The 21,323-nt window shown below is 62.9% G+C and carries 24 protein-coding genes and 1 tRNA gene; 16 read left to right on the top strand and 9 right to left on the bottom strand.

Annotation, left to right across the window (positions count from 1 at the left end; translation table 11 throughout):
- Nucleotides 1-108 precede the first annotated feature (108 nt).
- A complete protein-coding gene (locus ACFOKJ_RS11725) occupies nucleotides 109-2,289 on the bottom strand; it encodes an AsmA family protein (protein WP_390279778.1) in 2,181 nt (726 codons plus the stop codon).
- A gap of 132 nt (nucleotides 2,290-2,421) precedes the next feature.
- Nucleotides 2,422-2,495 (bottom strand) — tRNA-Gly (locus ACFOKJ_RS11720).
- 221 nt (nucleotides 2,496-2,716) lie between these two features.
- On the opposite strand from ACFOKJ_RS11720, the gene ACFOKJ_RS11715 reads away from it, so the two are divergent.
- From ACFOKJ_RS11715 to greB, 13 genes are all read left to right on the top strand, one after another.
- Nucleotides 2,717-3,715, top strand: a complete 999-nt coding sequence (locus ACFOKJ_RS11715; RefSeq protein ID WP_390279776.1) for an asparaginase — start codon at nucleotides 2,717-2,719, stop codon at nucleotides 3,713-3,715.
- Between the two features lie 420 nt (nucleotides 3,716-4,135).
- Nucleotides 4,136-4,693, top strand: a complete 558-nt coding sequence (locus ACFOKJ_RS11710) for an AAA family ATPase (protein ID WP_390279774.1) — start codon at nucleotides 4,136-4,138, stop codon at nucleotides 4,691-4,693.
- Nucleotides 4,694-4,931: 238 nt separating this feature from the next.
- Complete coding sequence (locus tag ACFOKJ_RS11705; RefSeq protein WP_390279771.1) at nucleotides 4,932-5,147, top strand: RNA-binding S4 domain-containing protein; 216 nt, start codon at nucleotides 4,932-4,934, stop codon at nucleotides 5,145-5,147.
- Nucleotides 5,144-5,347, top strand: coding sequence for an oxidoreductase-like domain-containing protein (locus ACFOKJ_RS11700; protein ID WP_390279769.1), 204 nt, complete (start codon nucleotides 5,144-5,146; stop codon nucleotides 5,345-5,347). The genes ACFOKJ_RS11705 and ACFOKJ_RS11700 overlap by 4 nt, the downstream gene beginning before the upstream one ends.
- A 1-nt stretch (nucleotide 5,348) precedes the next feature.
- On the top strand, nucleotides 5,349-6,227 hold the full coding sequence (locus tag ACFOKJ_RS11695) for a 3',5'-nucleoside bisphosphate phosphatase (RefSeq protein WP_390279767.1): 879 nt from the start codon (nucleotides 5,349-5,351) through the stop codon (nucleotides 6,225-6,227).
- Between the two features lie 2 nt (nucleotides 6,228-6,229).
- Complete coding sequence (locus tag ACFOKJ_RS11690) at nucleotides 6,230-6,850, top strand: L-threonylcarbamoyladenylate synthase (protein WP_390279765.1); 621 nt, start codon at nucleotides 6,230-6,232, stop codon at nucleotides 6,848-6,850.
- A gap of 13 nt (nucleotides 6,851-6,863) precedes the next feature.
- Nucleotides 6,864-7,502 (top strand): site-2 protease family protein, encoded by a 639-nt coding sequence (locus ACFOKJ_RS11685; RefSeq protein WP_390279763.1) that lies wholly within the window; start codon nucleotides 6,864-6,866, stop codon nucleotides 7,500-7,502.
- 27 nt (nucleotides 7,503-7,529) lie between these two features.
- The gene (locus tag ACFOKJ_RS11680; RefSeq protein ID WP_390279761.1) at nucleotides 7,530-8,726 is read left to right on the top strand and encodes a tryptophan--tRNA ligase; all 1,197 of its coding nucleotides are present in this window, start codon (nucleotides 7,530-7,532) and stop codon (nucleotides 8,724-8,726) included.
- Nucleotides 8,727-9,148: 422 nt separating this feature from the next.
- A complete protein-coding gene (locus ACFOKJ_RS11675) occupies nucleotides 9,149-9,970 on the top strand; it encodes a segregation and condensation protein A (protein WP_390279759.1) in 822 nt (273 codons plus the stop codon).
- 2 nt (nucleotides 9,971-9,972) lie between these two features.
- Nucleotides 9,973-10,296 carry a YnfA family protein gene (locus tag ACFOKJ_RS11670; protein ID WP_390279757.1) on the top strand — a complete coding sequence of 108 codons (324 nt, stop codon included), beginning with the start codon at nucleotides 9,973-9,975 and terminating at the stop codon, nucleotides 10,294-10,296.
- Between the two features lie 90 nt (nucleotides 10,297-10,386).
- The gene (scpB, locus tag ACFOKJ_RS11665; RefSeq protein WP_390279755.1) at nucleotides 10,387-10,998 is read left to right on the top strand and encodes an SMC-Scp complex subunit ScpB; all 612 of its coding nucleotides are present in this window, start codon (nucleotides 10,387-10,389) and stop codon (nucleotides 10,996-10,998) included.
- 273 nt (nucleotides 10,999-11,271) lie between these two features.
- On the top strand, nucleotides 11,272-12,351 hold the full coding sequence (gene rluB / locus ACFOKJ_RS11660; protein WP_390279874.1) for a 23S rRNA pseudouridine(2605) synthase RluB: 1,080 nt from the start codon (nucleotides 11,272-11,274) through the stop codon (nucleotides 12,349-12,351).
- Between the two features lie 235 nt (nucleotides 12,352-12,586).
- Nucleotides 12,587-13,144, top strand: a complete 558-nt coding sequence (greB, locus tag ACFOKJ_RS11655) for a transcription elongation factor GreB (protein WP_390279753.1) — start codon at nucleotides 12,587-12,589, stop codon at nucleotides 13,142-13,144.
- A 100-nt stretch (nucleotides 13,145-13,244) separates the two neighbouring features.
- Here the strand turns inward: greB and ACFOKJ_RS11650 are convergent, their stop codons facing one another.
- Nucleotides 13,245-13,688 (bottom strand): MarR family winged helix-turn-helix transcriptional regulator, encoded by a 444-nt coding sequence (locus ACFOKJ_RS11650; RefSeq protein WP_390279751.1) that lies wholly within the window; start codon nucleotides 13,686-13,688, stop codon nucleotides 13,245-13,247.
- 78 nt (nucleotides 13,689-13,766) lie between these two features.
- Between ACFOKJ_RS11650 and ACFOKJ_RS11645 the strand changes: the two genes are divergently transcribed.
- On the top strand, nucleotides 13,767-14,918 hold the full coding sequence (locus tag ACFOKJ_RS11645; RefSeq protein ID WP_390279749.1) for an aminotransferase-like domain-containing protein: 1,152 nt from the start codon (nucleotides 13,767-13,769) through the stop codon (nucleotides 14,916-14,918).
- Nucleotides 14,919-15,068: 150 nt separating this feature from the next.
- Here the strand turns inward: ACFOKJ_RS11645 and ACFOKJ_RS11640 are convergent, their stop codons facing one another.
- The 4 genes from ACFOKJ_RS11640 to minC are packed head-to-tail and all read right to left on the bottom strand — an operon-like array spanning nucleotide 15,069 to nucleotide 17,841.
- Nucleotides 15,069-16,007, bottom strand: coding sequence for a hydrogen peroxide-inducible genes activator (locus ACFOKJ_RS11640; protein ID WP_390279747.1), 939 nt, complete (start codon nucleotides 16,005-16,007; stop codon nucleotides 15,069-15,071).
- 4 nt (nucleotides 16,008-16,011) lie between these two features.
- The gene (minE, locus tag ACFOKJ_RS11635) at nucleotides 16,012-16,269 is read right to left on the bottom strand and encodes a cell division topological specificity factor MinE (RefSeq protein WP_088966615.1); all 258 of its coding nucleotides are present in this window, start codon (nucleotides 16,267-16,269) and stop codon (nucleotides 16,012-16,014) included.
- Nucleotides 16,270-16,272: 3 nt separating this feature from the next.
- Nucleotides 16,273-17,085 carry a septum site-determining protein MinD gene (gene minD, locus ACFOKJ_RS11630; RefSeq protein ID WP_390279746.1) on the bottom strand — a complete coding sequence of 271 codons (813 nt, stop codon included), beginning with the start codon at nucleotides 17,083-17,085 and terminating at the stop codon, nucleotides 16,273-16,275.
- Between the two features lie 27 nt (nucleotides 17,086-17,112).
- On the bottom strand, nucleotides 17,113-17,841 hold the full coding sequence (gene minC / locus ACFOKJ_RS11625) for a septum site-determining protein MinC (protein ID WP_390279745.1): 729 nt from the start codon (nucleotides 17,839-17,841) through the stop codon (nucleotides 17,113-17,115).
- Between the two features lie 370 nt (nucleotides 17,842-18,211).
- Here minC and ACFOKJ_RS11620 point away from each other — a divergent pair, with 370 nt between their 5' ends.
- Entirely contained in the window at nucleotides 18,212-18,781 is a 570-nt protein-coding gene (locus ACFOKJ_RS11620; protein ID WP_390279743.1) for a phasin family protein, read from the top strand.
- Nucleotides 18,782-18,835: 54 nt separating this feature from the next.
- On the opposite strand, the gene ACFOKJ_RS11615 is transcribed toward ACFOKJ_RS11620, so the two are convergent.
- A complete protein-coding gene (locus ACFOKJ_RS11615) occupies nucleotides 18,836-19,507 on the bottom strand; it encodes a hypothetical protein (protein WP_390279741.1) in 672 nt (223 codons plus the stop codon).
- Between the two features lie 5 nt (nucleotides 19,508-19,512).
- Nucleotides 19,513-20,403, bottom strand: coding sequence for a LysR family transcriptional regulator (locus tag ACFOKJ_RS11610; protein ID WP_390279739.1), 891 nt, complete (start codon nucleotides 20,401-20,403; stop codon nucleotides 19,513-19,515).
- A 230-nt stretch (nucleotides 20,404-20,633) separates the two neighbouring features.
- Between ACFOKJ_RS11610 and ACFOKJ_RS11605 the strand changes: the two genes are divergently transcribed.
- Nucleotides 20,634-21,182 carry a flavodoxin family protein gene (locus tag ACFOKJ_RS11605; RefSeq protein WP_390279738.1) on the top strand — a complete coding sequence of 183 codons (549 nt, stop codon included), beginning with the start codon at nucleotides 20,634-20,636 and terminating at the stop codon, nucleotides 21,180-21,182.
- Nucleotides 21,183-21,323 lie beyond the last annotated feature (141 nt).

Raw genomic sequence — 21,323 nt, 5'->3', positions numbered from 1 at the left:
GCCGGCCGGGTTGGCCGCATGTAAGCAAAGTAATCAGGCCCCTGCGCACTGCGCCGGGGCCTGACTGTTGCTGGGGCTCACATCGATGGCCGCTCCGCTGCCTGGGGGTTACTTGCGGCCTTCGCGCTGCGGAGTGGGCGGCAGGATGCTGGTGATCTGCTTGCCCAGTTCCTGCTTCAATGCCTGCTGTTTCTCCCCCTGGGTTTTCTTGCCCTTGATGATGGAGTTGAAATCCAGTGCATACACCGGCTGGTTCAGCGGGCCGGTGATTTTCAGCGGGATGTTCACTCCGCCCAGCTGGCGGAAGGCCCGGGGATTGGCGCGCACATTCAGGGTGTAGTCGACGATGTTCTGTGGCAGGTCGATCTTGCCGCCGCCGTTGACGTTCACCAGCGATGAGGCCAGTTGCAGGTCCTGGCTGCGCGCCACGCCGTTTTCCAGCTCGAATGCGGCGTGCAGCTGCGAGAAGGTGGTCTTCTGATCGGCCTTGGCGGTCATGTTCCAGTCTTTCAGCTCGGCCGGCAGGTTGCGCAGTGCTGACGCCAGGTCGATGCCGGTAAGCGCGCCTTTTTCCAGCCGCACCGCCACCTTGCCGCTGAGCGTGTCGCGCAGCGCCGCCAGCGAATTGCCGTGCGCATCCAGCTCCACCCAGCCATTGCCGGCGCCTTCTACCCGGCCGAAGTCGAACAGATCCTGCATCAGCGGGCGGATCTGCATGCCCAGCAGCTGCTGCGATACCTGCAGCCGTGGTTCCTTGTCGCGCTGCAGGTGCAGCGAGCCTTTCAGCGAGCCGTCGTAGATGTCGGCACTGAGGTTGTCCAGCACTAGGCTGTCCGGGCGCATGTTGACGTTGGCGCCGATATTGCGGATGCGGAAGCGGCCCATGGACAGCTCGCCGATGTTCAGCTTGCCGGTCATGTCCAGGAACGCCAGCCAGTCCAGCTTCAGCGGGGTATTGTTCTGGAACAGCGCCACGGTCTGGCCGGCCGGGGTTTCCGGCAGGTAGCGGTTCAGATCCAGCTTGCCTACCGACAGCGTGACTTCATGGCGCGGGGCGATGAAACCGTACTGGGTGGCGGTGGCCGCCAGCGCGGCGCCATCCAGCTGCCCGGCTACCCGCAGGTTCAGGCGGCTGGCCGACAGGTCGCCATCAAGGGCGCCGTTGAGCGAAGCCTGCAGTTGGCCGCGCGGCAGGATCGGCGTTTTCAGCTGGCTGGTCAGCGTCAGCGGTTGCAGGCGCAGCAGGTTGTAGTTGTTCAGGGCCAGCGGCGCCTGCAGCGTCATCTGCAGCGAATGCGGCCCGACCAGCCACGACAGCTTGCTCTGCATCTGGCTGGCAAAGGCACCGTCGCGGTTCAGATGCACATCGGCCAGCTGGCTGCTGAAGTGATACTGGGTGCGTGCATAGTCGACCCGGCCGTGGATGCTGGCGGCAGCGGTGGATAGCTCGGACAGGCTGGCGTTCACTGCTGGCAGCAGCACCTCGGCATGGCCCTTGGGCTGCGAAGTGTCCAGTGTCAGCTTGAGGTTTTCGCCGCTGGCCAGCAGGTTGCCGAAGTTCAGCTTCAGCCCGCCTTCGGCTTTCAGTCGTACTTCACCCAGCTTGTCGGTGCTGCTGATGGCCAGCGCCGAGAACTGGTCGATGCTGACCTGGTCGTCCTGGCGGGTGAACGGCGCCTGCATTGCCAGGCTGAACACGCGGTTGCCGGTGAGTAGCCGGCCACCAAACGACAGCCGTGCCTCGCTGCGCAGGCCGTCGATATCCAGGCTGCCTTCTTCCAGCTTGCTGTTTACGCCGTTGACGCGGTCGGACAGCAGGATGCTGGTGCCGCGCAGCGCCATGGTGTCCAGGTTCAGCTTGAAGCGGCTGGGTTTGCGTCGGCGCAGCAGGTCGGCAAAGCTCAGGCTGCCATCGGTCTGGCGCAGCACGCGAAAGTTGCTGTCGCGCAGCGACAGGTGGGTGATCTCCAGTTCGCCGAACAGCAGCGGCATCCATGCCAGCCGGGCCTGGATCTCGCCGATGCGGGCAAACTCGGTGCTGTTGCCCGGTTCGCTGATGCTGACATCGCCCAGCGACAGGCCGGGAGAGGGGAAGATCATCGGCAGCACCGAGCCATTGATGGTGATGGTGCGCTGGGTATCCGCCAGCGAGCGCTGCAGGTTGGTGCGTACGCTCTGGCTGTCAAAGCGCAGGAAGAACAGGGTAAGCGCCATGGCCAGCAGGGTGCCGAGCAGCAATACCGTGTACACCGACACTTTCAGCCACAGGCGGCCGGAATTCCATTTCATTGTGCAGTTTCCATCCCGGTTGGCGTCTGTCAGGCATCCGCCCGTTCACGGCATGGCGGCCAGCAACTGCAGCAAACAAACGGCATGGCGGCGAATGGCGTGCGGTGGGGCAGACTCGGTATAAAGGCGGGGTGGAGCGGGTGAAGGGAATCGAACCCTCGTCGTAAGCTTGGGAAGCTTCTGCTCTACCATTGAGCTACACCCGCGTCAGGTGAAGCGCGAGTATACGCATGCCGCCCCGGCTGTGCAACGTGGCGCCCTTGGCGGGTGCTTGGTGGCATGAGGGGCGCATGGTAAGGTTGGCTGATTGTATTTCGTATGCAATCAGCCGTTTTCCACATCAATGGCACGATCACCACGAAACCGCACCGCCGCTTGCCGGTACCGTTTCGTGGCCACCGTGCCCAAGCACTACAAGGAGATATGCATGAGCAAACTGCTCATCCTGTATACCGGTGGCACCATCGGCATGGACTACACCCCGCAGGGGCTGGCACCGGTGGCAGGCTACCTGCCGCGCCAGCTGGAGCGCCTGGCGCGCGACGGCGTGAGCTGGGACGTGGTGGAGTACCCGCAGCTGATCGACTCCTCCGCCATCACTATCGGCCACTGGCGCCAGCTGGTGGCCGACATCGCCGCCGCCTACGAACGCTACGACGGCTTCGTGGTGATTCACGGCACTGACACCATGGCCTACACCGCCAGCGTGCTGGCTTTCGCGCTGCAGAACCTGCAAAAACCGGTGATCGTTACCGGCTCGCAGCTGCCGCTGGTGCACCCGCGCAGCGATGGCTGGAGCAATGTCGGCGTGGCGATCGAGGCCGCCTGCCAGCCGGAGCTGCACGAAGTGGCGATTGCCTTCGACAACGTACTGCTGCGCGGCTGCCGCGCCCGCAAGGTGGATGCCACCAGCTTTGCCGGCTTCGACAGCCCCAACGCCGCGCCGCTGGCGCGCTTTGGTATCGAGGCGCACTGGTACCGCAGCCAGTGGCGTCGCGGCAGCGGCGAATTCCGCGCCGTGCTGCCGCAGGAAGAACATGACATCCGCAGCGGCTTCCTGCTGCCAGGCGGCATGGCGGCTGCGTTCGGTCGCTGGTTGGCCGCAGAGGTACCGCATGGCGCGCTGCTGTTCTCCTACGGTAATGGCAACACCCCGGAAGAGCCGGCACTGCTGGACGGCATACTCGCCGCCAGCACCGCCGGCTGCGTGGTGGTGAACCTGACGCAATGCCCGCGCGGCGCGGTGGAAGTGGGCGCCTACGCCGCCAGCCAGCCGCTGGCGCAGGCCGGCGCGGTAAGCGGTGGCGACATGACGCCGGAGGCGGCGCAGGCCAAGCTGCTGGTACTGCTGTCGCAGGGTCTGTCCACAGCCGAGATCCGTGCTGCGTTTGGGCGTGATCTGGTGGGGGAAATCACACTGGATTGAGTAAAAAATAGGCAGACTGGTTTTTGCCTTGCGGCATCAGCCACTTGCCGTGCTTATCCACAAACGGCTCACAGTGCTATGCAAGACGATGCTGGATAATCCACTGCTTGCTGCTTAAAAAACAGGCATCTATAAAAGCAAGCTGTGTCATCAATGACTTAAGCCGCTTTTCCACAACGCGCCCACATCCTTGCTCCCATAGGATGTGGGCGTTTTGCATTCTGTTGGGCACCTCGAAAAAACGCCAGCTTTCGTTGCGATACTGCGTTGCTCACAAAAAATTCCTCCTGACATATCAGCCATATGCTGCGTCGGAATTTTTTATTCGCGCCTTGTCTCGCTTAGAAATCTGGGTTTTTCGAGGCGACCTGTTGTGGACAAGCGCCGTGGCGGGGGCTTGGCACGCTATAATGGCGGGCTATGTCAGAGTCAGTTCAATGCCTGCGTATCGCCATTGTCGGCCCGGAATCTTGCGGTAAAAGCACGCTGGCTGCCGATCTGGCCGCGGCACTGCTGCAGCACGGGGTATCGGTGGCGGTGGTACCGGAATTCGCCCGCGAGTATTACACCAGCCGCGAATACCGCCCCACGCCGGCCGATGTGCTGGCCATTGCCCGCGGCCAACTGGCTGCCGAAGCGGCGCTGGGCGGGCAGGCACGGTTACTGCTGTGCGACAGCACGGTGTTGACCTGCCGCATCTGGGCGGAAGTGGCGTTCGGCCAGGCCGAGGAAGCGCTGCTGCAGCTGAACCGGCCGCAGGACTACGCGCTGACCCTGCTGGCTGCACCGGACATACCGTGGCAGTACGACCCGCTGCGCAGCCACCCCGCGCAACGCGACTGGTTGTTCGGCCTGTATCGCGCCGCGCTGGATGCCGCCGCTGTGGATTACCGGGTAGTGCATGGCAGCCGGCAGGCACGAGTGGCAGCGGTGTGGCCGCAGCTGCGGGTTTTGCTGCCGCATTTGCCTGTTTTTTGAGCAACTGGCGGATTGCCATGCTGACTCAATGACTTGGACAACTTGTCCACAGACGGCTCACAAGGCTGTCCAGACCGGATGTGGATTGCAAAACCTGGTTGCCTGTTTTTTGAGCAGCCTGGAAATTTATCGATAAATCAGCGGCTTGTGTGTCTTGTCCACAAGCGGCTCACAAGGCTGTCAAAAGACGTTGTGAAAAACGTTGGCCGCAGCCGGCAAACAGGTGTGAACAACCGTGATGAAAGAAAGCTACGCCCTGCAGGGCGACTACATTCCGCTGTGCGATCTGCTGAAAACCTGCGGTGTCTGCGATACCGGCGGTCAGGCCAAGCACTTCATTGCCGAGGGCAATGTGCTGGTGGACGGCCAGGTGGAGCTGCGCAAGACCAACAAGATCCGTGCCGGTCAGGTGGTGAGCGGCGATGGTTTCGAAATCAGCGTGGTGGCAGCGTGAGCCAGCCGCTGATCGTCGGCGACGACGATTTCGACCCGATGCCGGAAGCGCCGGAAGTGCCGACTGACGACATGTGCTGCGGCAGCGGCTGCGACCCGTGCATCTGGGACACCTATAACGCCGCGGTGCAGGATTACCGCCGCAAGCTGGCCGACTGGCAGGCACGCGAGGCCGTGCGCCAGGCGCGGCAGGAAGGCTGACATGGCCACCGTTGATCTGCATTTTCATTCCACCGCTTCCGATGGCGGCCTGCCGCCGGCCGAGGTGGTCCGCCGCGCCGCCGAGCGCGGCGCCACGCTGCTGGCGCTGACCGATCACGACTGCACCGCCGGCTTTGCCGAGGCGGCGGCCACGGCCTCTGCCTGCGGCGTGCCGTTCCTGGCCGGGGTTGAGGTGTCGGTAACCTGGGAAGAGCGCCATACCGTGCACATCGTCGGCCTGGGCGTGGACCCGGCCAACCCCGAGCTGGTAGCCGGGCTGCAGAGCATCCGCCAGGGGCGCATCGAGCGCGCACAGCTGATGGCGGCGGCGCTGGAAAAGGTGGGCATCGCCGGCGCCTTCGATGGCGCCATGCAGTTTGCGGCCAACCCGGAGATGATCAGCCGCACCCACTTTGCCCGTTTCCTGGTGCAAAGCGGGGTGGTGAAGGACGTGAAGGCGGTGTTCCGCAAATACCTGGCGCAAGGCAAGCCCGGCTATGTGAAGCACCGCTGGGCCAGCCTGCAGGACGCGGTAGCGTGGATACGCGCCGCTGGCGGCATGGCGGTGATTGCTCACCCCGGCCGCTACGACATGGGCCGCACGCTGATCGAACGGCTGGTAACCGAGTTCCGCGATGCTGGTGGCGAGGGGATTGAAGTGTCCAGCGGCAGCCACAGCCTGGACGACATGCTGAAATTCGCGCTGGTAGCGCAGAAGTTCGGCCTGTATGCCAGCGCCGGCAGCGACTTCCACGCCCCAGGCGAGGGCGGTCGCGATGTCGGCTACACCGAAAACCTGCCGCCGATCTGCCGCCCGATCTGGGAGCCGTTGGCCGCACGCATACATCAACCGGCCGCCGCGCCGGCCAGCGGAGACTGAACATGGCGCAGTTTTTCATGATCCACCCGGAAACGCCGCAGGCGCGGCTGATCCGCGAGGCAGCCAAGATCATCCGCGATGGCGGCGTGGTGGTGTACCCCACCGACTCCTGCTATGCGCTGGGCTGCCACCTGGGCGACAAGAAGGCGATGGAGCGGCTGCTGGCCATCCGCCAGATCGACCTCAAGCACCATCTCACCCTGGTATGTGCCGACCTGTCGTCGCTGGCCACCTATGCCCGGGTGGACAACGCGCAGTTCCGCCAGCTGAAGGCGGCCACTCCCGGTAGCTTCACCTTCATTCTGGAAGCCAGTCGCGAGGTGCCCAAGCGCACCCTGCACCCCAAGCGCGCCACCATCGGCCTGCGGGTACCGGAGCACGCGGTGGCGCTGGCGCTGCTGGAAGAGCTGGGTGAGCCGATCCTGTCCTGTACCCTGCTGCTGCCGGGTGACGAAGAGGCGCTGACCGACCCGTATGAAATCCGCGAGCGGCTGGAACATCTGGTGGATCTGGTAATCGATGGAGGCTGGTGTGGCACCGAGCCCACCACCGTGATCGACATGACCGACGGCGTGGAGCTGATCCGCCGCGGCAAGGGCGACCCGGCCAGACTTGGCTTGTAAAAGGAAACGGACCTTGGACGAACTCAACATCATTCAGAAAATTTCGGTGTACGCACTGCCGGTGCTGTTCGCCATTACCCTGCACGAAGCCGCGCACGGCTACGTGGCCAAGCTGTGCGGCGACGATACCGCCGAGCGTCTGGGCCGCGTGTCGCTGAACCCGCTGCGCCACATCGACCCGGTGGGCACCGTGCTGCTGCCGCTGATCAGCCTGGTGCTGGGCGGCTTCCTGTTCGGCTGGGCCAAGCCGGTGCCGGTGCGTTTCGGCAACCTGCGCAAGCCACGCAGCGGCATGCGCCTGGTGGCAGCCGCCGGCCCTGCGGCCAACCTGTTGATGGCCATTATGTGGGTATTGCTGCTCAAGCTGGCCATCGTAATGGATAACAGCTACAGCGAGCCGCTGGCGCTGATGAGCCAGGCCGGCATCGGCATCAACGTGGTGCTGATGGTGCTCAACCTGATGCCGATCCTGCCGCTGGACGGCGGCCGCATCGTGGAAAGCCTGCTGCCGCCGCGCCAGGCCTACAGCTTTTCCAAACTGGAACCCTACGGCATGTGGATCTTGCTGGCGCTGGTGTTTACCGGCCTGCTGTCGCCCATTCTGCGGCCGTTCACCAACTTCGTTTTCAATCTGCTCGGGCAGTTGCTCTGAGCACACCAATCAACCGGAATCGACTTCATGTTTGCCAACCGTATCCTCTCCGGCATGCGCCCCACCGGCAGCCTGCACCTTGGCCACTACCACGGCGTGATCAAGAACTGGGTAGAACTGCAGCATAGCCATGAATGCTTCTTCATGGTGGCCGACTGGCATGCGCTGACCACCAACTTCGACGACGTGTCCATCATCGGCAAGTCCATCAACGAGATGGTGATCGACTGGCTGGCCTCCGGCGTGGATCCGGAAAAATCCACCATCTTCATCCAGTCCAAGGTGCCGCAGCATGCCGAGCTGCACCTGGCGCTGTCGATGGTGACCCCGCTGGGCTGGCTGGAACGCGTACCCACCTACAAGGACCAGCTGGAAAAACTCAGCCACAAGGACCTCACCACCTACGGCTTCCTCGGCTACCCGCTGCTGCAGGCTGCCGACATCCTGATCTACAAGGCCGGCCTGGTGCCGGTGGGCGAAGACCAGGTACCGCACATCGAACTCACCCGCGAAGTGGCACGCCGCTTCAATCACATGTTCGGCCGCGAGCCGAACTTCGAGGAACTGGCGAAAGCCGCGGTGAAGAAGATCGGCAAGGCCGGCAAGCAGTTCGAACAGCTGCGCACCGCCTACCTGCAGGACGGTCACGCCGAGGCGCTGGCACAGGCGCACGAGATCCTGGCCGGCAGTCAGAACCTGGGCGCCGCCGACCGTGAACGGCTGATGGGCTGGCTGGAAAACAAGGGCAAGACCATCCTGCCGGAGTGCGAGGCCAAGCTCACCGCCGCTTCCAAGATGCCGGGGCTGGACGGCCACAAGATGTCCAAGTCTTACAACAACACCATCACCATGCGCGAAGCGCCGGAAGTGGTGTCCAAGAAGATCCGTGGCATGCCCACCGACCCGGCGCGCGTGCGCCGCACCGACGCCGGCAACCCGGAAAAATGCCCGGTATGGCAGCTGCACGAGGTGTACAGCAGCGGCGAGACCAAGGAATGGGTGAAGGCCGGCTGTACCAGCGCCGGCATCGGCTGCCTGGATTGCAAGCAGCCGGTAATCGACGCGGTGGTGCGCGAGCAGCAGCCGATGTTCGAGCGCGCCGAGAAATACCTGACCAACCCCAAGCTGGTGCAGGACATCCTGGCCGATGGCAACGCCCGCGCCGAGCAAGTGGCCCGCGCCACCATGAACGATGTGCGCGAGGCGATGGGGCTGGGGTATTAAGCCTGCTGTCCGCTAGGGCCTCGGGTGGGCACTGCCTGTCACACGTAGGTTGGGTTGAGCGTAGCGAAGCCCAACGTTTACCGCGTCTGGTTTTGTATCCGCTGCGCGGATGCTGTTTGAAGTTGCCGGTTCCGCCCGGCGGACGGGCCAGGGGGCGTACCGCCGCCCCCTCGCGACCCCGCTCGCCCTAATGGTCCGCGAAACCCCGGCCAAAAAGGCATTCGCCAGGCGCCGGCAATTCGCCGTTTGCTAACGTCAAACGGCTCAAGTGCCGTCTTAAAACCTGGCGAACACCGTTTTGACCGGCGCTCCCCGTAGGGCAGTCTGGCGCTTCACAACGTTGGCCGCATGCTTTGTCAGCGTGACCACCAAGACAGTATCTACGGTAAAGTCTCCACGCTTAGTTTTTGCCCAGAATCACCATGACCGATCCCGATTTCCAGCTCACCCCGCCCGAACTGCCTGCCGGCGTGCCGATTGCGCACGTGTTCGGCCAGCCGGTGCTGGAAGTGCCGCAGGATCTGTTCATTCCGCCGGATGCGCTGCAGGTGATCCTGGAGAGCTTCGAAGGCCCGCTGGATCTGCTGCTGTACCTGATCCGCAAGCAGAACCTGGACGTGCTCAACATCCCGATGGCCGAGGTCACCGCGCAGTACATGGGCTATGTCGACGCCATGCGCGGCGGGCGGCTGGAGCTGGCGGCGGAATACCTGCTGATGGCGGCGCTGCTGATCGAGATCAAGTCGCGGTTGTTGCTGCCGCGCCCGCCGCTGGAAGACGGCGCGGAAGACCCGGACGACCCGCGTGCCGAGCTGGTGCGCCGGCTGCTGGAGTACGAGCAGATGAAGCTGGCGGCGCTGGAGCTGGACAAGCTGCCGCAGGCCGACCGCGATTTCGCCTGGCTGGCGGTGCTGGTGGAGCAGTCGGCGGAAACGCGGCTGCCGGAAGTCAGCCCGCTGGACCTGCGCCAGGCCTGGCTGGCCATCCTGTCGCGTGCCAAGCACAACCGTCACCACAAAGTGGAAAAAGACGAGCTGTCGGTACGCGAGCAGATGAGCTGGATCGTTCGCTACCTGGATGGCCGCGACTACGTGGCCTTCGAGGAGCTGTTCGATATCCACAAGGGTGTGCCGCACCTGGTGGTGAACTTCATCGCCGTGCTGGAGCTGGTGAAGGAGGGCATGATCCGCGTCAGCCAGGACGAGCCCTACCAGCCGATCTACGTGCGGCTGGCGCTGGTGTGAACATGCTGCGTACCTTGCTGCTGTTTGCCGTTACCGCCTGCGCCGAAATCCTCGGTTGCTACCTGCCGTGGCTGTGGCTGAAGCGGGATGGCTCGCCCTGGTTGCTGTTGCCGGCAGCGGCCAGCCTGGCGCTGTTCGCCTGGTTGCTTACCCTGCACCCGGATGCCTCCGGCCGCATCTACGCCGCCTACGGCGGGGTGTATGTCAGCGTGGCCTTGCTGTGGCTGTGGTGGGTGGACGGCGTGCGGCCAACGGTGTGGGATGTCGGCGGCGTGGCGCTGTGTCTGGCGGGGATGGCGGTGATCATGTTTGCGCCACGCACCTAGTTGCTTTTGCCTGCGCACAGGTCAGCTAGCTGGCAAAAAATCATGTAAAATCCGCACCTTCCGTTTTGCTGCGCCCGTACCGGGGCTGTCATGTCGACCATTACCGACCTTTCCTACCTCAAGATCGTGCTGGAAACTGCGCTGCTTACCGCGCAGGAGCCGCTGACCGTGCATCAGCTGAAAAAGCTGTTCACCGAGGACGTGAAGGCGGCGCTGATCAACGACATCCTGGACGAGATACAGCAGGCCTGGAAGGGCAGGGGTATCGAGCTGGTCAAGCTCGCCTCCGGCTGGCGCTTTCGCGCCCGCGCCGAGTTCACCCCCTACCTCAACCGGCTGACCCCGGAAAAACCGCCGCGTTACTCGCGGGCGGTGATGGAAACGCTGGCCATTATTGCCTATAAACAGCCGGTAACGCGCGGCGACATCGAAGCCATACGTGGCGTATCGGTGTCCACCAGCGTGATGCAGACCCTGCTGGAGCGGGGCTGGATCGAAGTCATCGGGCACAAGGATGTGCCCGGCCGTCCCGGTCTGTATGCGACCACGCACAAATTTCTCGACGATCTGGGTTTTGCCACCCTGCGCGACCTGCCGCCGCTGGCGGAACTGGCCACGCTGGTGATCGCGGAAACGCCTGCGGCAAGGGACGACGAAGAGCCCCTCGTGGATGAGGCGCCCCGGGTGGAAGAAGAAGGCTAGAGCGCCTTCCGGCATGCGCCACCCCTTTGGGCGCCACGGACAACCCGGCATTGACAGTGATGTCCCCGGTTTTCGTGGTGCCTCTAATCAGGAAGAAGCAAGCAAATGTCTAAAGGACAACGCAACAATTCGCGCCAGCCGCTGGCGCGTGTCCGTGGCCAGGAGTCCGGCCAGTCCCGTAAACCGCAGGCCCCGCGTGGCCCGCGCGCACTCAGCCCGCTGAATGCCCCGGCAACGCCGCGCGCCAAGCCTGCGGCCAACGCTGGCCGCGAGTTGCCGCAGGAGCGCAGCGACAAGCGTCGCCGCGCCGATGGCGCCACTGCCCCGGCCCCGGTGCAGCACGAACGCCGCTACGGCAACAAGAATGCCGCCATGCCGGCCGCTGCCAGCGAGCAGCCGAGCCGCGAGTTCGGCCAGGCCCGTCGCAGCCCTGGCGATAGCCCGGCCAGTGCCAAGCCGCACGCCAAGGTGCCGCGCGCCAAGAAGCTGGCACTGCGCGCGCCCAATCAGAACGTGGTGGACCGTTCGCAGCGCCTGCGCGAAACTCGCGTCGACCTGGACGATATCGAGCCGATCCGCCTGCAGAAGGCGCTGGCTGCCTCTGGCGTGGGTTCGCGCCGCGAGATGGAAGAATGGATCGAGGCCGGTTTTGTTACCGTCAATGGCAAGCGTGCCAGCATCGGCGACAAGGTAGGCCCGCGTGATCGCGTGGTGGTGAAGGGCGACAACATCAAGCTCAAGTGGGCCGACCGCCTGCCGCGCGTCATCATGTACCACAAGCAGGAAGGCGAAATCGTTACCCGCGATGACCCGGAAGGCCGTGTTACCGTGTTCGACCGCCTGCCGCAGGCCAAATCCAGCCGCTGGGTGGCCATTGGTCGCCTGGACGTGAACACCTCCGGCCTGCTGCTGATCACCACCAGTGGCGAACTGGCCAACCGCATGATGCACCCGAGCTTCGAGTTCGACCGCGAATACTCGGTGCGCGTGCTGGGCGAGCTGACCCGCGAGCAGATGACCGAGATGACCAAGGGCGTGGAGCTGGAAGACGGCCCGGCGGTGTTCCAACGCGTTAGCGAGAAGGGCGGCGCGGAAGATGGCGCCAACCGCTGGTACAACGTGGTGATCCGCGAAGGCCGCAACCGCGAAGTGCGTCGCATGTTCGAACACTTCGGTCTCACCGTCAGCCGCCTGATCCGCGTGCGCTTCGGCAATATTGGGCTGCCACCGCGTCTGAAGCGCGGCCAGTACTACGAGCTGAACGAGGCGGAAGTGGCCGCGGTAATGAAGTGGGCCGGGCTGTCGGCTACCGGCCAGGAACTGCCGGCTCGCGGCGGCAAGCGCGCCCGCTAAGCGTTAGGGTGCCTCGAAAAACCCGGATTTCTAAGCGAGACAAGGCGCGAACGAAAAATTTTGACGCAGCATATGTTTGATATGTAAGGAGAAATTTTTCGCGAGCAACGCAGTGTCGCGACGAAAGCTGGAGTTTTTCGAGGTGCCCGTTACACTAAACGCCCCCAGCTACGATAAAAGCTGGGGGCGTTTTGTTTGTAGACCGCGGAGATACCGTGGTGTGGAAGGAAGCACGATGAGCAAGGCATTTACCCGCGAATCCGATGACGAGCAGGAAGACGATCTGCCTGCCGAGCAGCGTCTGCCGACTGCCAGCAAGAACTACATCACCCCGGCCGGCTGGCACCGCCTGCGGCAGGAACTGAACCATCTGGTGAAGGAAGAGCGTCCGCACATGACCCAGGTGGTGAACTGGGCGGCCAGCAATGGCGACCGCTCGGAAAACGGCGACTACCTGTACGGCAAGCGCCGCTTGCGCGAGATCGACCGCCGCATCCGCTTTCTCACCAAGCGGCTGGAAATCGCCGAGGTAGTGGACCCGGAACTGCGCGAAGCCACCGACCAGGTGTTCTTCTCCGCCACGGTGCTGATCCTCCGCGGCGATGGCAGCGAGCAGTTGCTGTCGATTGTCGGCGTGGACGAGATCGACCTGGCCAAGGGCCATATCAGCTGGATCTCGCCGATTGCGCGCACGCTGCTGAAGTCGCGCGAGGGCGATACCGTGTATTTCCGAGGGCCGCAGGGGGAAGAGGAGATCGAGGTGCTGGAGGTGCGCTATCAGCGCATTGAATGAAAAACGCCGGCTTGCCTGGAAGACGGGATTTTCATGGCTGTTCGGGAATTACCGGGCTATTGTTGTTTGCGGCCAACCTTAGCGTTGGCCGCAAGGCGTTTTAGGGCGCGATAGCGTGTTTGGCCATGGCCTGGTTCACCGCCAGCCAGCCGCGGGTGGCGTCCTCGCCGGCTTCGGCAAATGCCAGCATCAGCAGCTTGGCCTGCTCGCGGTGCAGCGCTTCTTCCAGCTTGCGGCCTTCCTCGGTCAGTCGCAGCTCCTTCACCCGCTTGTCGTGCGCGGCGGTGCCGGCGGCGATCAGGCCCATTTCCATCAGCTGTCGCAGCGGGATGTTGATGGCCTGTTTGGTCACATCCAGATAGCCGAGCAGGTCTTTCACCGACAGCCCCGGATGCAGCGCCACGAAGAACAGGATGCGGTGATGCACGCGCGCCAGGCCACGTTTGGCCAGCATTTCGTCCGGCTTGTCGGTAAAGGCGAGATAGGCGTGAAAGAAGGCTTTCATCGCATCGCGCAGCAGGGTGTTGGAGAGTTGAGTTTGCATATTGACGTTTGCGTCAATCGACGTTAGATTGGTCAAACAATTTGACTTATAACATACCTGTCAGCCAAGGAGAGTACCATGTTTTCCGAACGCGTCGAACGTCTGTCCGGCTCGCTGATTCGCGAGATTCTTGCCGCCGCGCAGCGTCCGGAAGTGATTTCCTTTGCCGGTGGCCTGCCGGCCGCCTCTTGTCTGCCCGAGCTGGATTTTTCCGGCGTGCCGCCGCATCTGGCGCAATACGGCACCAGTGAGGGCGAGCCGGAGTTCCGCGCCGCCGTGGTAGAGGAACTGGCGCGTATCGACCTGAATGTGGAAGCCTCCCAGGTACTGGTGCTGTCCGGTTCGCAGCAGGCGCTGGATCTGGCCGCCAAGCTGTTCATCGATCCGGGCACACCGGTGATTACCGAAGGCCCGACCTACCTGGCCGCGCTGCAGGTGTTCAAGCTGTTTGGTGCCGACATCACCACCGTACAGCAGCAGAACGATGGCCAGCTGTCTGCCGACACGCTGCAGCAAGCCATTGCCGCCAGCAAGGCCAAGCTGGCCTACCTGATCCCGACTTTCCAGAATCCGTCCGGCGCCTGTTATACCGAGGCCACCCGCCAGCAGCTGGCCGCGGTGATCGATGCCGCCAAGCTGCCGGTAATCGAGGATGACCCATACCGTGCGCTGTCTTACGACGGCGATGCGCCCAAGCCGCTGGTAACGCACCTGAAGAACGCACCGTGGGTGTACTGCGGTTCGTTCTCCAAGACGCTGGCGCCGGGCCTGCGCATCGGCTACCTGGTGGCCAGCAAGGACCTGATCCCGTATTTCGTGCGCCTGAAACAGGCTGCCGACTTGCACACCAACCGTCTGGGTCAGTGGTTCAACACCCGCTGGCTGCAAAGCGGCGAGTACCTGGATCATCTCAAACAGCTGCAGCTGAGCTACAAGGTTGGCCGCGATGCGATGCAGGCCGCGCTGGAAAAACATTTCGGCGATATCGCTGACTGGCTGGTGCCGCAGGGTGGCCTGTTCTTCTGGCTGACGCTGAAACAGCCGCGCGACACCCGCCCGCTACTGAAAGTGGCGCTCGAACAGCACAATGTGGCCTTCATGCCGGGCGAGGCGTTCTACGCCAATCCGGAGCAGGGGCTTGGCCACCTGCGCCTGAACTTCAGCCACGCATCGCCGGAGCGCATCGAGGAGGGCATCGCCCGCCTGGCCAGCGTGATCCGCGCTGCCTGAGATGTAGGGCGGAAGCCCCGGCTTGCCAGGGCGTTCCGTCGATAAGATGGCTGCATGTGGCGGAACGCCGCTGTGCGGCTTCCGCCCTACACAAAAAAAGCCACCGCAAGGTGGCTTTTTTGTTTGTTGCGCTCAACGTTGGCAGGGCACTCAGGCCAGCGCGGCCTCGTCCTCCAGCATGGTCACGCCACCCAACCCGGAGCGGAACACCGCCTGCTGCAGGGTCTGGATTGCCTTCTTGCGGAAGAACTGCCGACGGGTCACCAGCAACACGCGGCGCTGTGGCGCCGGCTCGGCAAACGGAATCACCGACAGCAGATTCTCGTCGCCAGGCGCTACCGAGGTTTGCGGCAGCACGGTGATGCCCATGCCGCTGGCCACCATGTGGCGGATGGTGTTGAGCGAGCTGCCCTGCACCATGGATGCCAGGCTGCCGGACTGGTGCTGGCGGTTGCTCACCTCGTTGCAGGCCTGCAGCACCTGGTCGCGGAAGCAGTTGCCCTGCGCCAGCAGCAGCACGCTCTGGTCGCGCAGCTCTTCCGGGCGCACCAGCTTGCGCTTCTCCCACTCATGCCCCTTGGGCGTGGCCACCACGAATTTCTCGTCGTACAGCGGGTAGGCTTCGGTGCCCGGTTCTTCGAACGGGTCGGCCACGATAATGGCGTCCACCTCGCCGCGCTTGAGCATCTCAGCCAGCCGCGCGGTGTAGTTTTCTTCCAGGATCAGCGGCATGTCCGGCGCCAGGATGCGCAGTGCCGGAATCAGCCTGGGCAGCAGATAGGGGCTGATGGTGAAGATCACCCCCAGTTTCAGCGGCCCGGCCAGCTCGTTCTGGTGCTCGCCGGCCAGGCGTTTCACCAGTTCGGCTTCTTCCAGCACGCGCTGCGACTGCTCGATGATGCGCTCGCCGATCTCGGTGACCGCCACTTCCTGACCGCCACGCTCGAACAGGGTCACCCCCAGTTCGTCTTCCAGTTTCTTGATGGCAATGGACAGCGTGGGCTGGCTGACAAAGCAGCTCTGGGCGGCGCGGCCGAAATGGCGCTCCCGCGCCACGGCCACGATGTAACGCAATTCGGTCAGGGTCATGATGTCAGCGCTGGTGCTCCGGCAGCACGATGTTGACTTCCAGTACTTCGAAGTCGTCCTGACGCTCCACCTGTACCTTGATGTCGTCCAGGTTTACCGCCACGTACTTGGAGATCACTTCCATCAGTTCGCGCTGCAGTGCCGGCAGATAGTCCGGGGCGCTGCGGCCGTTGCGCTCGTGCGCCAGGATGATCTGCAGCCGTTCGCGGGCGATGGAGGCGGTTTTCTGGCGTTTGCCAAACAGCATATCGATGAGGGACATGGCTTAGCCTCCGAACAGACGCTTGAGGAAACCGACTTTCTCGGCTTCGAGGAAGCGCATCGGGCGGGTTTCGCCCAGGAAACGCGCTACCACATCGCCATAGGCTTCAGCGGCGTCGGTACCTTTCTGGTGAATTACCGGGGTACCGGAGTTGGAAGCCTGCAGGATGGCCTGCGATTCCGGGATCACGCCGATCAGGTTGACGCGCAGGATTTCCTTCACGTCATCCACCGACAGCATTTCGCCTTTTTCCACGCGGCCCGGTGCATAGCGGGTCAGCAGCAGATGCTCCTTCACCGGCTCGCGGCCTTCGATGGCGCGGCGCGATTTGGAAGCGAGAATGCCGAGGATGCGGTCGGAGTCGCGCACCGAGGAAACTTCCGGGTTGGTGACCACGATGGCCTCGTCGGCGAACAGCAGCGCCAGCAGCGCACCTTTCTCGATACCGGCCGGCGAGTCGCAGATGATGTACTCGAAGCCCATGTCGGCCAGCTCCTTCAGTACCTTCTCCACGCCTTCCTCGGTCAGCGAGTCCTTGTCGCGGGTCTGCGAGGCCGGGATCACGAACAGGTTGTCGCAGTGCTTGTCCTTGATCAGGGTCTGGTTGAGGCTGGCTTCGCCATTGATCACGTTGATCAGGTCATATACCACGCGGCGCTCGCAGCCCATGATCAGGTCCAGGTTGCGCAGGCCGACGTCAAAGTCGATCACCACGGTCTTGTGACCGCGCAGCGCCAGGCCAGAGGAAAAGCTGGCGCTGGTGGTGGTCTTGCCTACGCCGCCCTTGCCGGAAGTAATAACAATGATTTTTGCCACGATGGTGATTCCTTAACTTGCGAGTTCTTATGCACCGAGCGCGCTCATCACGAGGCGCTCGTTCTCAAGGTAAATCTGTGCCGGTTTGCCCTGGATGCTGTCGGGCAGGGCCTGTTCGATGGTGCGGTACACACCGGCGATGGAGACCAGTTCGGCCTCCATGCTCTGCACGAAGATACGGGCCTGTGTGTTGCCGCGGGCGCCGGCCAGCGCACGGCCGCGCAGCGGGGCATAGACATGGATGCTGCCATCGGCGATCAGTTCGGCGCCGACATTGACCATGGCCAGTACCACCAGGTCGCCACCCTTGGCGTAGATCTGCTGGCCGGCACGTACCGGGCGGTCGATCACCATGGTATTGGCCGCTAGCGGGGCGGTCTCCGGGGCTGCCGTGGCAGTGGGGGGCGGGGCTTCCATCGGCAACTCGCTCTGGCGCGGGCTGCTGGTGCTGCTGACAAAAGCCAGGCCATGCTGGCGCGCCAGCGCCGCCACTGCATGCTGGCGGTGGCGCAGCGCGATGATCACGATGCCCTTGGCGCGAAACAGTGCGCAGATGCGGGCCAGATCCAGTGTCAGAGGCTGCTCGATGCTGTCCAGGTCCAGCAGGAAGGCTTCGCTCTGGCTACTGTCCACCTTGCTGCCAAAGCGGGTCTCCAGTGCGGCGGCCAGTGCATCGCAGTCGCTGCTGCGCAGCAGGATGGCCAGCAGGTCCAGGCTGGCGGATTTGATATCAAAAAGGTTGGCCGCGTGGCTCATTGTGGGAATTCGCTAACAGATAGATTTAATTTATGACGGCGAGTGTATAGCTTTGCCCTGGTGCTTTCAACGCGACCCGGCCGGTTTTATCCATATCGTTGCCATATCCGCGCGACTGCGTGCTTCGCGACAGTGCCGCGCTACTGCGTAGCAACATTGCGGTGTTTGTCATGGTGCTGTCATCAGCAGGCTGCAGAGTTGGCAAAGCTGTTGCAAAAATAGTCACTTAGGTCGCCGTTGCTGCTAATCTACTTGACATTGCTGCGCTGCAATATATGATGCGAATTGTTGCGACGCAACATGCAGGTATAACGATTAGGAACCAACGGTTTTGCTGCTGAGTTCTCATTAACTGAAAAGGATTAACTCCATGTTTACCAACGTACAAGAATTGTCCGCTTTCGGTCAGGCCCAGTTCGACAAAGCCGTTCGTCTGTCGTCCATCATGCTGGCCAGCGCCGAACGCCTGACCAGCCTGCAGCTGGAAATCACCCGCAAGGTGCTGGCTGAAAACGCTGAAACCGTGAAACAGCTGACCGGCATCAAGGATCCGAAGAGCCTGGCCGAATTCCAGGCAGGCCTGGTGCAGCCGAATCTGGACAAGACTCTGGCTACCGCTCGTGAAGTGTACGATGCCACCGTGGCTACCCAGACCGAGCTGACTTCCTTCGTGGAAGAGCAGGTTGCCGAAACCAACAAGCAAGTGCTGGAAGCGCTGGACCGTCTGGCCAAGCACGCTCCGGCTGGTTCCGAATCCGCCGTGCAGGTGCTGAAGAACCTGGTGAACTCCGGCAATGCCGCTTTCGAAACCGCGTCCAAGACCGCCAAGAAAGTTGGCAGCGATTTCGCCGAAGCCAGCGTGGAAGCCGCCAAAACCTCCGCCAATGCTGCCACTGCTGCTGTCAGCCGTGCACGCAAGGCCGCGACTCCGGCAGCCTGATTGCCATCGTCGTCATGAAAAAGCCCGCTTCGGCGGGCTTTTTTGTCGTTTGTCTCAGGCCTGGGCGCGCATGCTGGCCAGGGCCGTTTCCAGCAACTGGCGCGCATTCTCGCCAAGATTGTTGGCCAGCAGCAGCAACTGCGCCAGATTGAGGGCAAAGTGCTGTTGCTGCGCAGGCGGCTGCTGGAATTCGGCAAGCAGCTGCCATTGTTCTGCTTCGCCAATCGCTACCGCTCCCTGTTGTTGCAGGTAGTCGCGGCAGAGTGCGGCCAACTGGGTAAGCAATTGCTGTTGCTGTTGCAGCAGGGCGGGCCAGTCTAGCGGCTGGCTGCTGCCCGGCGCTTGTTGCAGCAGTAGCGGGCCGGTGAGGTAGAACAGCACATCGAATACCCGGCGGCAGAAACTGGCGGCGCCCAGCGGCCCGCAGTACAACCAGGCGCCAGGCTGTACCGCCAGCGCATCCAGCAAGGGCTGCGCCTGCTCCAGGGCGGGGCGGCTACCGGCCACCAGCAGCGCAAAGCCGCCATTTCCCGCTGGAGGTTGCCACGGGCTGTTGATTTCCAGATCCGGCCGCAGGCGCGGGGGCTTTGCCAGCGGCATGGTGCCGCAGTGGATGCGCAGCTGCTGCCATAGCAGGCAGTGGCTGCGAGCCGGGGCACGTACCGTCAGCGCAGTGCCGGACAGGCGCTGCAGCAGGGCATGACGGTAGTTGGAGTCGCTGGCCATTGACGTCAGTTGAGGTGCCAGTCGAAGCTTTGCAGACGCTTGATGAACCAGCTTAGCGCCTGGCCGGGCTGGCTTTCCTTCCAGGCGTAATGCAGCGCTACCTGCGAGCGCTTTTCCTCTACTTCCTTGAGTACCAGCCGCCCGCTGGCCAGATCCTCGTGGATACGGCAAAGCGGCAGATAGCCGATACCCAGGCCGGCGCGCTGGGCGGCGATCTTGTCCTCCACGCTGGCCACCGTCAGCCGTGGCTGACCTTCCTGTATCGAGATGCTGCGCGGTGGCAGGTTGCGCGAGGTGTCGGCAGCCACCGCTACCCGGTAGCGGCGCACCACATGCTGCGGAATCGGCTCTTCCATGCCGGCCAGCGGGTGGTCCGGCGCCACGCAAAACACGAACTGCACCTTGCCCATCGGCTTGCTGTGAAACACGCCGCCCTGGCTGTTTTCGGTGGCGCCGATCACCAGGTCGGCACGGTTGTCCACCAGCGCGTCCCAGGTGCCGCCGAACACCTCGCGACTCAGCCGCAACTCGGTATCGGCGCCCAGGGCGTCGAATTCGCTGACCAGTTGCAGCATGTCGTCGAAACGCAGCAGATCGGACATGGCGATGCGCAGCTGACCTTCCCAGCCGGTGGCATGGGTCTTGACCCGGCTTTCCACCATTGCCGCGGAATCCAGCAGCGTGCGGCCCTCCTTCAGCAGCAGCTCTCCGGCCGAGGTCAGCCTGGCCTTGTGCCCACTGCGGTCGAACAGCTGCACATTCAGGTCCTGTTCCAGCTTCTGCACGCTGTAGGTAATGGCAGATGGCACGCGGTACAGCTCCTCGGCCGCAGCGGCAAAGCTGCCACGACGGTCGATGGCATCCAGCACCATCAGGGAATCAAGGGTCAATTTCATTGTCAGATTTTCTGAAAATAAAAATCAAAATGTTCTGCTGTGAATACGGAAGGCACGTTTTTATACTGCGCAACAGTGGTTTTTGGCAAGGATGCTAGCCAGATTGCCGCTTGTGTGGCGACTGGTGCGGCATCCAGTTTTTTTGAATTAAAGCCAGCATTGCCGTGTGGGTTCCGTGTTGGCCGCAAGCCAGCTATGCCTTCGTTCTATCGTTATATAAGGATTATTGAATGAGTACCAAGCTTGCCGTGGTGTATCACAGTGGTTATGGCCATACCGCCAAGGTGGCGGAAGAAGTCGCTGCCGGTGCGCGCGAATTCGCCGAAGTCGCACTGTTCAATGCCGAGGATGCCAGCGAGCGCCTGGAAGAGTTGCTGGCATTCGACGCCATCATCTTTGGCGCGCCGACTTACATGGGCAGTGTGTCCGCCGGCTTCAAGGCCTTCATGGATGCCAGTTCCAAGATCTGGTACACCCAGGGCTGGAAAGACAAGATCGCAGCCGGTTTTACCGTATCCAACAGCCCCAGCGGTGACAAGCTCAATACCCTGCAGCAGCTGTCGATCTTTGCTGCCCAGCACAGCATGATCTGGGTGGGTACCGGCCTGTTGCCGGGCGGAGTTACCGGTACGCAGATCAACCGCTACGGCAGCTCGCTGGGCCTGATGACCCGCACCGACAACGCGCCGGCCGAGGTCACCCCGGATGCATCCGACCTCGAGTCCGCCCGCCTGTTCGGCGCCCGCGTGGCGCAGACTGCCGGCCGATTCGCCAAGTAAGCTTGGTTGCAAGCCATAAAAAAGCCGGAGCATGCTCCTAATGCCGTTCACTTAGCAGATCGAACCTGTTTGGTTGGGTAACGGGATGGCAGCTTTTTCACAACGCGGGGGCATTCACGCCCCCGCCGTTGTTTTGGAAGC

It is taken from the genome of Vogesella amnigena (assembly GCF_042648905.1).
Lineage (GTDB): Bacteria > Pseudomonadota > Gammaproteobacteria > Burkholderiales > Chromobacteriaceae > Vogesella > Vogesella amnigena.
This window is presented reverse-complemented; position numbering and strand designations above follow the sequence as displayed.